Genomic DNA, 13776 nt, shown 5'->3' on the forward strand with positions numbered 1-13776 from the left:
TTTGTCACTATTCTGTCGTCAATTAGTGATTTATGACAGGAAAATTGTTTGGTGGCGGAGCGATTCCCCATGGTTGCCGAAATCCTCAATCACGACATTTGTGAAAACAATGTTGTCATTAGCCCCCGTCCCGAGACAACTCAGGACAATGAGGGTCTTTTCGGCCGCATAGGCACGCTTGAAACGCGGCTCGCCAGAAATGAACGCGAAATCGATGCCGCGCAATCCGTGCGTTATCGGGTTTTCGTCGAGGAAATGAAGGCGCGGCTTCCCGCGGAAGCGATGCGCCGCGAGCGCGACATCGATGCGTGGGACAGCGTCTGCGACCATCTTCTCGTGCTCGACAAGGCGATTGAAGGCGATAGTGAGGACCAGATCGTCGGCACCTATCGCCTGCTGCGGCAGGAAATCGCGCTTGCCAATAACGGTTTTTATTCCGCCAGCGAATTCGATATTGCCGGTCTCGTCGCGCGCCATCCCGGCAAGCGCTTCATGGAGCTTGGCCGTTCCTGCGTGCTGCCGGAATATCGCACCAAGCGCACCGTGGAACTTCTGTGGCAGGGCAACTGGGCCTATGCCGTCAAATACCGCATGGATGCCATGATCGGTTGCGCCTCCTTTCCCGGCGTGCAGCCGGAAGCCCACGCGCTTGCTTTGTCTTTCCTGCACCATAATTGTCTGGCCAAAGGCGAGTGGGAAGCTTTCGCCCTTCCCGAGCTTTATCGTGAGATGGACCTCGTGCCGGCAGAGGCGCTGAACGCCCGCAAGGCGCTGAACGCCATGCCGCCGCTGATCAAGGGCTATATGCGTCTCGGCGCCATGTTCGGCTCCGGCGCGGTCGTGGATCATGCCTTCAACACCACGGATGTGCTCGTGGTCCTGCCGGTTTCGTCCATCGCCGGCCGTTACATCAGCTATTATGGCGGCGAGGCCGAACGCATCAACGGCTGACCGGGTTTTGATCGAGACCTTCAGGATGTTCCTGTGGGCAGCGGTGCCGTGTGTGTTGTGTTGGTGCGGGCAAAGCCGCTAGTGTCGGCGCTCTTTTCCGCAACACGATATGACATCGGCAGGCCATTGACGGACGTTCTGACAACCGCTTCCCTGATCTCGGAAGAGAGCCGCGCGACGGCCACTCCGATGATGGAGCAATATATCGAGATCAAGGCGAACAATCCCGGTTCGCTGCTGTTCTACCGCATGGGCGATTTTTACGAATTGTTCTTCGACGATGCGGTGGAGGCTTCCCGCGCTCTCGGCATCACGCTGACGAAACGCGGCCAGCATATGGGTCATGATATCCCGATGTGCGGCGTCCCCGTCCATGCGGCGGATGACTATCTCCAGAAACTCATCCTGCGCGGTTATCGTGTCGCCGTGTGCGAACAGGTGGAAGACCCGGCGGAAGCGAAGAAGCGCGGCTCGAAATCGGTGGTCAAGCGTGATGTGGTGCGACTTGTCACGCCCGGCACGCTGACCGAAGAAAAACTGTTATCGCCGACGGAATCCAACTATCTGATGGCGCTGGCCCGTATTCGGGGTAGTGCGGAGGCGCAGTTCGCGCTCGCCTGGATCGACATTTCCACCGGCGTCTTCCGTCTGGCGGAAACCACGCTGACCCGGCTTCTGGCCGATATCTGGCGCATCGATCCGCGCGAGCTGATCGTCGCCGATAGCCTGTTCCATGATGAAGAGCTGCGGCCGGTTTTCGATGTGCTGGGCCGGGTCGCGGTGCCGCAGCCGGCGATCCTCTTTGACAGCGCCACGGCGGAAGGGCGCATTGCGCGCTATTTTAATGTCTCGACGCTTGATGGTTTCGGCACTTTTTCGCGCGTGGAACTGGCGGCCGCCGCCGCTGCCGTCGCTTATGTCGAAAAAACCCAGATTGCCGAACGCCCGCCACTCGGCGCGCCGGAACGCGAAAGCGCGGCCTCCACGCTTTTCATCGATCCCGCCACCCGCGCCAATCTGGAACTTGTGAAGACGCTGTCAGGCGAAAGGGACGGATCGCTCCTGCATGCCCTCAACCGCACCGTGACGGGCGGCGGTGCTCGGCTTCTGGCCGAACGGCTGATGTCTCCCTTGACCGATCCGGAAAGGATCAATGCCCGTCTCGATGCGGTCGCCTATCTCATCGATGACGTCTCCCTTTGCGATGGCCTGCGCGATGCGCTGAAACAGGTGGCGGACATGCCGCGTGCGCTTTCCCGTCTTGCGCTGGAGCGTGGCGGCCCGCGCGACCTCGGCGCCATCAGGCAAGGCCTTGCTTCGGCAGAAAAGATCGCGGCCATTCTCGATCAGGGATTGTTGCCGGATGAGCTTGCCGCGGCGCTCGCGGATTTGAAAGCCCTGCCGGGTGGTCTGGAAGCCATGCTCGGCTCGATGCTGGCCGATGAACTTCCGCTTCTGAAGCGTGATGGCGGATTTCTGCGCGAAGGCGCTAATTCCGAACTCGATGAGGTCCGGGCGCTGCGAGACCAGTCACGTCGTGTGATTGCCGGGCTGCAGCTGAGATACGCCGATGAGACCGGCATCAAGTCGCTCAAAATCAAGCATAACAATGTGCTGGGTTATTTCATTGAGGTCACGGCGGGCAATGCCGATGTGATGACGACGACGGATGAGGCCAAGGCGCGCTTTATCCACCGCCAGACCATGGCCGGCGCCATGCGTTTCACCACCACCGAGCTTGCGGATCTCGAAAGCCGCATTGCCAACGCCGCTGCGCAGGCTTTGACCATGGAACTGGAAGCCTTCGAGCGCATGGTCAAGGCTGTTGTGCAACAGGCGGAAGCGATCAAGGCCGGTGCGCTGGCGCTTGCGGTGATCGATGTCGCCTCGAGCCTTGCCTATCTCGCCACCGAACAGGCCTATTGCCGCCCGATCGTCGATGCCTCCATGACCTTTTCCATCAAGGGCGGGCGCCATCCCGTGGTGGAGCAGGCCTTGCGGCGCCAATCCGCCGGACCGTTTATTGCCAATAATTGCGATCTGTCGGCCGTCAATAACGGCAAAAACGGTGCCATCTGGCTGCTCACCGGTCCGAACATGGGCGGTAAATCGACCTTCCTGCGCCAGAATGCCCTGATCGCCATTCTCGCGCAGATCGGGTCTTTCGTGCCGGCGGAAGCTGCTCATATCGGCGTCGTGGATCGCCTTTTCTCGCGTGTCGGCGCATCGGACGATCTGGCGCGCGGCCGCTCGACCTTCATGGTGGAAATGGTGGAAACCGCCGCCATTCTCAATCAGGCGACGGATCGTTCGCTGGTCATTCTGGACGAGATCGGCCGCGGCACGGCGACCTTTGACGGTCTTTCCATCGCCTGGGCTGCGGTGGAGCATCTGCACGAGGTCAATCGCTGCCGTGGTCTCTTTGCCACCCATTTCCACGAATTGACGGTGCTGTCGGAAAAACTTGGCCGCCTTTCCAATGCCACGATGCGGGTGAAGGAGTGGGAAGGCGACGTCATCTTCCTGCATGAGGTCGGGCCGGGTGCCGCGGACCGTTCCTACGGTATTCAGGTCGCGCGTCTCGCAGGCCTGCCGGCATCGGTCGTGGACCGTGCCCGTGAGGTACTGACGAAGCTCGAGGATGCCGACCGCAAGAACCCGGCGAGCCAGCTGATCGACGACCTGCCGTTGTTCCAGATTGCGGTTCGCCGCGAGGAAACCCGCAAGGCAGGCCCGTCGAAAGTGGAGGAAGCTCTGAAGGGCTTCAACCCGGACGAAATGACACCGCGTGAGGCATTGGACGCGCTCTATGCGTTGAAGAAAGAACTTGGCAAGGCTTGAAGGGATAGAGTGCCTGTCCATCGGCTTTAAAACTCGCTATAGGACACTCCCATCGCAAGTGGTGGGATTTCCCACAGGACATGGATACCGGCATAGATGGCCATCAAGGACCTGGATTTTTCCGACATTCTCGATGTATCGGCGCTGAAGCGCGAATGCGACATCATCTTCAGGGAAGATGGCAAACGTATTGCCGATATTCGCTCCGATCTGCTGCCGATCTTTCGCAGGGCCAGTACGGAAGGTCGGGAAAAGGCCAGAAATCTGCTGAAAGCCGATGGCAGCGGCATCGATTGCGCCAGACGCCTCTCCTGGCTTCAGGATCGGCTGATCGAAATCCTCTATGATCTCGCGTGCCAATATGTCTATCCGAAAGATGCGCCGCACATTGCCGTCGCTGCGGTCGGCGGTTACGGTCGCGGCACGCTGGCGCCGGGATCGGACATCGACCTTCTGTTCCTGCTGCCGGCCAAGAATACGCCGGATATGCACAAAGCCGTGGAGTTCGTGCTCTATCTGCTGTGGGATCTCGGTTTCAAGGTCGGACACGCCACCCGCACGGTGGATGAATGCATCCGCCTCTCCAAATCAGATATGACGATCCGCACCGCCATTCTGGAAGTGCGGGCGATCTGCGGCAAAAAATCCCTGACCGACGATCTGGAAAAACGCTTCGAGTCGGAAGTCGTCACCGGAACCGGCCCGGAATTCATTGCCGCCAAGCTCGCTGAGCGCGACCAGCGCCACCGCAAGGCGGGCGATACGCGTTATCTGGTGGAGCCGAACGTCAAGGAAGGCAAGGGCGGCCTGCGTGACCTGCACACGCTGTTCTGGATCGCCAAATATTATTACCACGTTCGCGATACGGCGGATCTGGTGAAGCTCGGCGTCCTGTCGAGATCAGAACTGAAGCTGTTCGAAAAGGCCGATGATTTTCTCTGGGCGGTTCGCTGCCAGATGCATTTCATCACCAACAAGGCCGAGGAGCGATTGTCCTTCGACATTCAACGCGAGATTGCCGATGCGCTGGGTTATCAGTCGCGCCCCGGCCTTTCCGCTGTCGAACGCTTCATGAAGCACTATTTCCTCGTGGCGAAGGACGTCGGAGACCTGACTCGTATCGTCTGCGCCGCACTCGAAGACCGGCAGGCGAAGGACGTGCCCGGTCTTTCCGGCGTCCTCAGCCGTTTTGCCCACCGTGTGCGCAAGATTCCCGGCTCGGTGGAGTTTGTTGAGGATCGCGGCCGCATCGCGCTGGCCAAACCGGATGTCTTCAAGAACGACCGGGTCAATCTGATCCGGCTGTTCCACATTGCCGATATCAACAATCTCGAACTGCATCCCGACGCGCTTCGTGTCGTCACGCGCTCACTGTCGCTCATCAATGACGAGTTGAGGGAAAACGAAGAGGCAAACCGGCTTTTCCTGTCGATCCTGACGTCCCGGCGCGATCCGGCGCTGACCCTGCGCCGCATGAACGAGGCCGGCGTTCTCGGCAAGTTCATCCCCGAATTCGGCAAGATCGTCGCGATGATGCAGTTCAACATGTATCATCATTACACGGTGGATGAGCATCTGATCCGCTCTGTCGGCGTTCTGTCGGAAGTGGACAAGGGAACGGCCATTGACGCCCATCCGCTCGCCAACCAGTTGATGCCAAGCGTCGAGGAACGCGAGGCGCTTTATGTGGCCGTGCTGCTGCACGATGTGGCGAAGGGTCGGCAGGAGGATCATTCGATTGCCGGTGCCCGCGTCGCCCGCAAGCTCTGCCAGCGTTTCCGCCTCACCGGCAAACAGACCGAAACGGTTGTCTGGCTGATCGAGCAGCATCTTTTGATGTCCATGGTCGCCCAGACGCGCGACCTGCACGACCGCAAGACCATCACCGATTTCGCCGACAAGGTGCAATCCATGGAGCGGCTGAAGATGTTGCTCATTCTGACGGTCTGCGATATTCGCGCCGTCGGCCCGGGCGTCTGGAACGGCTGGAAGGGGCAGCTGCTGCGTTCGCTCTATTACGAAACCGAACTGCTGCTGTCAGGCGGTTTCTCGGAAGTTTCCCGCAAGGAGCGCGCGCAGATCGCCCGGCAGGCGCTATACGACGCTCTTGAGGATTGGGGGCAGAAGGCGCGGCGCAAATACACCAAGCTGCACTATGAGCCCTATCTGCTGACAGTGGCGCTGGAAGACCAGGTGCGCCACACTCGCTTCATCCGCGAGGCCGACAAGCAGGAAAAAGCGCTGTCGACCATGGTGCGCACCCACTCCTTCCATGCCATTACGGAGATTACCGTGCTGGCGCCGGACCATCCGCGCCTGCTATCCATCATCACCGGCGCCTGCGCGGCGGCGGGCGCAAACATCGCCGACGCGCAAATCTTCACGACGTCCGACGGGCGGGCGCTGGATACGATCCTCATCAATCGCGAATTTCCGATCGATGAGGACGAGACACGACGCGGCAATAATATCGGCAAGCTCATCGAGGAGGTCCTGTCCGGCAAGCAGCGCCTCCCGGAAATGATCGCCACGCGCACCAAAAGCCGCAAGAAGAAGAGCGCTTTCACCATTCCGCCGTCGGTCATCATTTCCAACGGGCTTTCGAATAAATTCACTGTCATCGAGGTCGAGTGCCTCGACCGACCGGGGCTTCTGGCGGATATGACGGCCGTTATCGCCGATCTGTCGCTCGATATTCACTCTGCCCGCATCACTACCTTCGGCGAAAAGGTCATCGACACCTTTTATGTGACTGACCTCTTCGGCCAGAAGGTGACGAATGATAATCGGCAGGCCAGCATTGCGCAGCGCTTGAAGGCTGTGATGAGCGAGCAGGAAGACGAATTGCGCGACCGCATGCCGAACGGCATCATCGCCCATCCAGACGTGGCGGCTCTGCCGGCCGCGCGCACGGCGAAGGCTTGATATCATGAGCCTGATCGGCAAGTTCGCCACCGTTGGCACCGCCACGCTCGGCAGCCGCATTTTCGGCTTCCTGCGCGAAACCCTGATGGCCGCCGCCGTCGGCACGGGGCCTGTGGCCGACGCCTTCAACGCCGCGTTCCGGTTTCCCAACACCTTTCGGCGGCTTTTTGCCGAAGGTGCGTTCAACTCGGCTTTCGTGCCGCTTTTCGCCAAGGAGATCGAGGCGAACGGCATGGAGGGCGCAAGACGTTTTTCCGAAGAGGTCTTCGGCGTTCTGTTCACCGTGCTTCTGGCCCTGACAATTCTGATGGAATTGTCGATGCCGTTCATCGTGCGCACCGTTATTGCGCCGGGCTTTCTGGAAGACCCGGTGAAATTCGAAAACACCGTTCATCTCGCCACCATCATGTTTCCTTATCTCGCCTGCATGTCTTTGGCGGCGATGATGGGCGGCATGCTGAACTCGCTGCATCGTTACTTTGCGGCGGCGATCGCGCCTGTTTTCCTGAACATCATTCTCATCGGCGTGCTCGCCCTGGCATGGTGGAAGAATTACGATCCTTTGCAGGTGGGTTATGCGCTCTCGTGGGGCGTGATGGCGGCGGGTCTGGTGCAACTCGCCATCGTCTGGATCGCCGTGCGCAATGCCGGCATGCGCATCGGTTTCCGCAGGCCGCGGCTGACGAAGAACGTGCAGCGCCTGCTGGTCCTTGCCCTGCCGGCGGCAATCACCGGCGGCATTACTCAGATCAACCTTCTCATCAACACCAATATCGCCTCTGCCGGCGAGGGCGTGATCTCCTCGCTTGCCTATGCCGACCGGATTTACCAGCTGCCGCTCGGTGTCGTCGGCATCGCGGTGGCCACCGTGCTTCTGCCGGAACTGGCGCGGGCGTTGCGCGGCGGGCACATGGTGGAGGCGGGAAGCCTGCAGAACCGTTCGGTCGAATTCGTACTGTTCCTGACATTGCCCGCAGCGGCAGCGCTTCTTGTCATGGCCGAGCCCATCGTTCGTTTTCTGTATGAACGCGGCAACTTCTCGCCTTCGGCCACCATCACCGTCGCGCAAATCCTTGGCATTTACGGTCTGGGCCTGCCGGCTTTCGTACTGATCAAGGCCTTCATTCCGGGCTTCTTCGCCCGCGAGGATACGCGCACACCGATGATCTTCGCGGCGATTTCCGTCGTCGTGAACGTTTCCCTGGCGCTGACACTGTTTCCGCGGCTTGGAGGCCCGGGCATCGCCATTGCCGAAATCACCGCCGGCTGGGTGAACGCCATCCTGCTGTTAGGCATGCTTTTGTGGCGCGGTCACTGGCAGGTGGATATTCCACTGCTCACCCGTATTCCACGCCTGCTGCTGGCTGCGGCCTTGATGGCCGGTTTCGTGCACTATGCGCTGACCTATTTGACTTTCGAATTGTCTTCCGCTTCGTCCATTTTCGTGCGGGCAGGCACCATCATGGCTCTCGTCTTCGCGGCCATGCTGGTTTATTTCGTGCTCGCTTTCGTTTCCGGCGGCGCCGATATCGGCATGGTCAAACGAGCCATCCGCAAGCGCGGCAAGAAGAACATCGAGACGGAGGCGGGCTGATGTGCTTTGCCGAGAACCGCCGCATCGCGCTCGTCACGCTTGTCGTGGACGATTACGATCGGGCGAAGGCGTTTTATTGCGACGTTCTTGGATTTGAGTGCCTTTCCGATCAGCCGCTTGGCGACGGCAAAAGATGGCTGGTGGTGAAGCCACAAGGAACCGAGGGCGGCGGCCTCCTGCTTGCCGAGGCGGATGGTGAGCCGCAGACGCTTGCTATCGGCAACCAGACCGGCGGGCGCGTCGGATTTTTCCTGCATACCGACGATTTTGCACGTGACTATGAAACCATGATTGCGCGCGGTGTGCGCTTTCTGGAAGAGCCGCGCCATGAGATTTACGGCTCCGTTGCGGTCTTTGCCGATCCTTATGGAAATCGCTGGGATCTTCTGGAACCGCGCGGCTGACATGCCCTGAAACCGCTTGATTGCTGGGGGCTGCGGGTGCATAAGCGCGCGTGCAATTCCAACCATGGGGCGGGGCCCTCCACAAGCCTTTTCGAGGACGACAATGAACGCATTCAAGCCGCTGGTTTTCTCGGGCGTCCAGCCGACCGGCAATCTGCATCTCGGCAATTATCTCGGCGCCATCCGCAAATTCGTGGCGCTGCAGGAAGATAACGACTGCATCTATTGCGTCGTCGATATGCATGCCATCACCGCCCAACTCGTTCACTCCGACCTGAAGGCCCAGACCCGCTCGATTGCGGCCGCCTTTATCGCCGCCGGCATCGACCCCGTGAAGCACATCGTCTTCAACCAATCGGCGGTGCCGCAGCATGCCGAACTGGCCTGGGTGTTCAACTGCGTGGCGCGCATCGGTTGGATGGAGCGCATGACACAGTTCAAGGACAAGTCCGGCAAGAATACCGAGCAGGTGTCGCTTGGACTGCTCGCCTATCCGAGCCTGATGGCCGCGGACATCCTTGTTTATCGCGCCACCCACGTTCCTGTCGGCGACGACCAGAAGCAGCATCTTGAACTTGCCCGCGATATAGCCCAGAAATTCAACATCGATTTCGGCGACCATATCCGCAAGGCGGGCCTCGGGCTGGATATCACCGTGGGCGATGAGCCGGTGCACGCCTATTTCCCTATGGTGGAGCCGCTGATCGGTGGTCCGGCGCCGCGCGTGATGTCGCTGAAGGACGGCACCAAGAAGATGTCGAAGTCCGATCCCTCCGATCTGTCGCGCATCAATCTGATGGACGATGTCGATGCGATCTCGAAGAAGATCAAGAAGGCAAAGACCGATCCGGATGCGCTGCCGAGCGAAGTGGAAGGCCTGAAGGGTCGCCCCGAGGCCGAAAACCTCGTCGGTATCTATGCCGCGCTTTCCGACAGGACCAAGGCGGATGTTCTTTCCGAATTCGGCGGACAGCAGTTCTCGGCCTTCAAGCCGGCCCTGGTCGAGCTTGCCGTCCATGTTCTGGCCCCCGTCAATAACGAGATGCGCCGCCTTCTCGATGACCCGACCCATATCGACGCCATCCTCAGCCAAGGCGGCGAGCGGGCGCGCACCATTGCCGAAAAGACGATGAACGAAGTGCGCGACATCATCGGCTTCCTGCGCTGACAGGTCGCTGCTGCGCGAATGCGGCTGGCGGTTTGCGCCTGCCGTGATTTGATATAATCTCCGCCCGAACCGTCGGGCGGTTTTGCGGATCACGGCGGACCTAGGGAGTGCAGAATGGTTTCAAAACGGCTGTCGCGTCTGGAAGGGCATCGTCGCAAGTTTCTCGCTGTTATCGATGACACACCGGAATGCGAAAGGGCCGTGCACTATGCCGGTCGTCGCGCCAAGAACTCCAATGGCGGTCTGGTACTGCTCTACATGATCCCGGAAGGCGATTTCCAGCAATGGCTGGGTGTCGAGCAGATCATGCGGGCCGAGGCGCGGGAGGAGGCGGAAGCCACGCTTGCGAAGATTGCCCAGAAGGTGCGTGAGACCATCGGCATCGAGCCGGAAGCGGTGATCCGTGAAGGCAGCGCAACCGAGCAGATCCACGGGTTGATCGAGGAAGACCGCGATATCGCGATTCTCGTTCTGGCTGCGGGATCGACCAAAGAAGGGCCGGGACCGCTCGTTTCCTCCATCGCCGGGCGAGGGGCAGCCTTCCCGATCCCCGTCACCGTACTGCCGGATACGCTGTCGGACGAGGAAATCGACGCACTCTGCTGACGCCGGGGTTGGGGCAAGATTTAGGGGCTGACGATTTCTTGAATGTAATTATCATGTCAGGGCTTGAAGTGTAGCTTCGCCGGGCGTATTTTTTGGAAGAATTCTAAATTACGGGGCGTGAACCGCGGCCTCGAAGGAGACGACGATGTTCATTCAGACGGAAGCCACGCCCAATCCCGCCACGCTGAAGTTCCTGCCGGGCAAGGTGGTGCTGGAAAGCGGCACAGCGGAATTTCTCAATGCGTCGCAGGCGCAGGCCTCGCCCCTGGCGGAACGCCTTTTCACCATTCCGGGTGTGACCGGGGTCTATTTCGGTTTTGATTTCATCACCGTGACCAAGGACGATGCGGAATGGCAGCATCTGAAACCTGCCATCCTCGGCTCTATCATGGAACATTTCATGTCCGGCCGGCCGATCATGGGTACGGCGATTGCGGCCGAAGTCTCGGATGAGGAAGGCGAGTTCTTCGAAGAGGGTGACGAAACCATCGTCGCCACCATCAAGGAACTGCTGGATACCCGCGTCCGCCCCGCTGTGGCACAGGATGGCGGCGATATCACTTTCCGCGGTTTCCGCGATGGTACGGTGTTCCTGAACATGAAGGGCGCCTGCTCGGGTTGCCCGTCCTCCACCGCCACGCTGAAACACGGCGTTCAGAATCTGCTTCGCCATTTCGTGCCGGAAGTGCGCGAAGTCGAAGCGGTATAAAAGCGCAAGCCAGGCCATCATGATTGTTCTCGCACTCGACACTTCAGGTGTGGATTGTTCCGCCTGCGTTTATGACAGCACCTTTGACAGGGTGCTCGGCGAGGTCTGCGAAACGATCGGCAAGGGCCATGCCGAAAGGTTGATGGCGGTGATCGACGGCGCTCTGGAGCAGGCGCAACTGTCGCTCCAGAATGTCGAACGCATTGCCGTGACGATCGGGCCGGGGTCTTTCACCGGTATCCGCGTCGGGGTCGCTGCCGCGCGCGGCTTTGCCCTGTCGCTCGGCGTCGAGGCCGTGGGCGTCACCACGCTTGAAACGCTGGCGCTTCATCATCTGCTTGCAAATCCCGGCCGGCCCGTGGCCGTTGCGCTGGATGCCAAGCGCGGCGAAGCCTATCTCCAGACATTCGGTGCGGATGGATCGCCGCTGCGCGATGCCGCGCTTCTGTCTCTGGACGACGCCCGAACGGCCACTAGTTGTTTCGACGGCGTCGTCATCGGTTCAGCCGCGCCGCTTTTGGCAGGGTCGGAGGCGGGTTCGGGGCCGGATCACTTCCCGGTCGCTTCGGTCGCGTTTGCTGCTGCGCGTAAGCCGGCTGGCCAGCCGAAACCTTCGCCGCTTTACCTGCGCGGGCCGGACGCCCGGCCGCAGACCGGTTTTGCGCTGGCACGTCAGGGCGTTGCCTGATAGGGCATTCGTCAGCCTGTGCGAATGATTCCCGTGATGCCCGATTCCTGTTATGTTTGACGACTATCTGACCTGGAAACCCTATTTCGAGATTGTGCCGATGCAGCATGAGGATTGCGCCGCGGTGGCGGAGTTGCATGCGCTGCGCTTTCCGCGCCCGTGGAACGACGGGGAGTTTTCCGGCCTGCTCACGCAAGGGGCTGTTTTCGGTGCTGTCGCACGCCAGACCAACGCCTTTTTCAGCAAGCCGCTCGGTGGTTTCGTGCTGGCGCGGGAAGTGGCGGGCGAGGCGGAAATCCTGACCGTTGCCGTGGCCGACAAGTTCGCACGCGCGGGGCTCGGCTGGCGTCTGATGCAATCGGCTATCCGCGAGGCGATGATGCGCGGCGCGGAAACCATGTTTCTCGAGGTGGATAATAATAACGCCTCCGCCGTCGGGCTCTATAAGAAGCTCGGCTTCAAAACTGTCGCGGAACGCAAGGCCTATTACACCGCCAAGGATGGAACGAAGTCGACGGCGCTTGTCATGCGCCGCGATCTTCGCTAGTTCCCTGCGACAGGCATTTTTTCGGCGAAAGCCGCAAACCGCGAGTCTCAAAAGGCCAGAAGACGTGACAGACCTTTCGAAAACGCTGGAGGAGCTTTGTGCCGAACGCGGCATGCGGATGACGGATCAACGCCGTGTTATCGCCCGCGTCCTTCAGGAGTCAGCCGACCATCCCGATGTCGAAGAGCTTTACCGCCGTTCCTCCGCCGTGGACCCGCGCATCTCGATTTCCACCGTCTACAGAACGGTGAAGCTGTTCGAGGATGCCGGCATCATCGAGCGTCACGATTTTCGCGACGGCCGCTCGCGCTACGAGACCGTGCCCGAAGAACATCATGATCACCTGATCGATTTGAAGAACGGCGTGGTCATCGAATTTCATTCGGCCGAGATTGAGGCCCTTCAGGAAAAGATCGCCCGTGAACACGGCTTCAAGCTCGTGGATCACCGGCTGGAACTTTACGGCGTGCCGTTGAAGCCAGACGAACGTTGAGACCCCGGTGAACGAGCGGGCGTTTTCCCCATGATGTGGCTCCGGACAGCCTATATTGCGGTCATTCTCCTGATCGTCACGCTTGTCTTGCTGCCGCTTCAACTGCTGGGCCTTGCCTTCGACTGGCGGCTTCGCCGTCGCATTCCGCGCCTCTGGCATCGCATCGCCTGCCATGTCCTCGGCATCCGCGTTCATGTGCACGGCGATGTGGAGCGGGCGAAACCGCTGATGCTGGCGGTCAATCATGCCTCGTGGAAGGATATCCTCGTTTTGGGCAGCATTGCCGATGTGGTATTCATTGCCAAGACCGAGGTGCGGGACTGGCCGGTGTTCGGCTGGCTCGCCCGCTTGCAGAAAAGCATCTTCGTTCAGCGTGAGCAGAAGCGCAGCACCGGCGCGCAGGTGAGCGAGATCGCCAGTCGCATGGCGGATGGCGAAATTGTCGTCCTGTTCCCCGAAGGCACCACCTCGGACGGCAACCGCATGCTCGCCGTCAAATCCTCGCTGTTCGGTGCGGCCTCCACCGCCGCTGAACAGGTGCCGGGAAAGCTGGTTTATGTCCAGCCGGTCGCCATTGCCTATACAAGGGTGCAGGGCATGGCCATGGGGCGTTACCATCGCGTCATCGCCGCCTGGCCGGGCAGCATCACGCTCGTGCCGCATCTGCTCGGCATCATCAGGGCCGGCGCCATCGATGTCGACGTGACATTCGGTGACAGCGTTCCGTTCCACAGCACGGATAACCGTAAGCGCTTGGCGACCGATGTTGCCGCCGCCATCCGCTCCATGCTGGCCTTCAGCCTGCGCGGCGGCTGGCGGAATTAGCGAGATCGTAGCTTTTCCGGCATTT

12 protein-coding genes are annotated in these 13776 nt (G+C 60.3%); all 12 read left to right on the forward strand.

Annotated features, from left to right (window positions below; translation table 11 throughout):
• The first annotated feature begins 69 nt into the window (after positions 1-69).
• The 12 genes from PL599_RS06095 to PL599_RS06150 all read left to right on the forward strand — a co-directional run bounded on the left by PL599_RS06095 (position 70) and on the right by PL599_RS06150 (position 13751).
• Entirely contained in the window at positions 70-951 is an 882-nt protein-coding gene (locus PL599_RS06095) for a GNAT family N-acetyltransferase (RefSeq protein WP_269825318.1), read from the forward strand.
• Positions 952-1140: 189 nt separating this feature from the next.
• Positions 1141-3792, forward strand: coding sequence for a DNA mismatch repair protein MutS (gene mutS / locus PL599_RS06100; protein WP_142914223.1), 2652 nt, complete (start codon positions 1141-1143; stop codon positions 3790-3792).
• Between the two features lie 96 nt (positions 3793-3888).
• The gene (locus tag PL599_RS06105; protein WP_077984416.1) at positions 3889-6717 is read left to right on the forward strand and encodes a [protein-PII] uridylyltransferase; all 2829 of its coding nucleotides are present in this window, start codon (positions 3889-3891) and stop codon (positions 6715-6717) included.
• A 4-nt stretch (positions 6718-6721) separates the two neighbouring features.
• Positions 6722-8311: a murein biosynthesis integral membrane protein MurJ gene (gene murJ, locus PL599_RS06110; protein ID WP_269825313.1), complete on the forward strand. Its 1590-nt coding sequence runs from the start codon at positions 6722-6724 to the stop codon at positions 8309-8311.
• Positions 8311-8715 carry a VOC family protein gene (locus PL599_RS06115; protein WP_137409692.1) on the forward strand — a complete coding sequence of 135 codons (405 nt, stop codon included), beginning with the start codon at positions 8311-8313 and terminating at the stop codon, positions 8713-8715. The genes murJ and PL599_RS06115 overlap by 1 nt, the downstream gene beginning before the upstream one ends.
• A gap of 103 nt (positions 8716-8818) precedes the next feature.
• Complete coding sequence (gene trpS, locus PL599_RS06120) at positions 8819-9883, forward strand: tryptophan--tRNA ligase (protein ID WP_077984419.1); 1065 nt, start codon at positions 8819-8821, stop codon at positions 9881-9883.
• Positions 9884-9997: 114 nt separating this feature from the next.
• Entirely contained in the window at positions 9998-10489 is a 492-nt protein-coding gene (locus PL599_RS06125) for a universal stress protein (RefSeq protein WP_003503758.1), read from the forward strand.
• Positions 10490-10634: 145 nt separating this feature from the next.
• Positions 10635-11198 carry a NifU family protein gene (locus tag PL599_RS06130; protein ID WP_077984420.1) on the forward strand — a complete coding sequence of 188 codons (564 nt, stop codon included), beginning with the start codon at positions 10635-10637 and terminating at the stop codon, positions 11196-11198.
• 19 nt (positions 11199-11217) lie between these two features.
• Positions 11218-11886, forward strand: coding sequence for a tRNA (adenosine(37)-N6)-threonylcarbamoyltransferase complex dimerization subunit type 1 TsaB (gene tsaB, locus PL599_RS06135; protein ID WP_142914211.1), 669 nt, complete (start codon positions 11218-11220; stop codon positions 11884-11886).
• Between the two features lie 52 nt (positions 11887-11938).
• Entirely contained in the window at positions 11939-12433 is a 495-nt protein-coding gene (locus tag PL599_RS06140; RefSeq protein WP_077984422.1) for a GNAT family N-acetyltransferase, read from the forward strand.
• A gap of 64 nt (positions 12434-12497) precedes the next feature.
• On the forward strand, positions 12498-12926 hold the full coding sequence (locus tag PL599_RS06145; protein ID WP_142914212.1) for a Fur family transcriptional regulator: 429 nt from the start codon (positions 12498-12500) through the stop codon (positions 12924-12926).
• A gap of 30 nt (positions 12927-12956) precedes the next feature.
• Positions 12957-13751, forward strand: coding sequence for a lysophospholipid acyltransferase family protein (locus PL599_RS06150; RefSeq protein WP_077984424.1), 795 nt, complete (start codon positions 12957-12959; stop codon positions 13749-13751).
• Positions 13752-13776: the final 25 nt, after the last annotated feature.

Source organism: Agrobacterium sp. ST15.16.055 (genome assembly GCF_027956555.1).
Lineage (GTDB): Bacteria > Pseudomonadota > Alphaproteobacteria > Rhizobiales > Rhizobiaceae > Agrobacterium > Agrobacterium salinitolerans.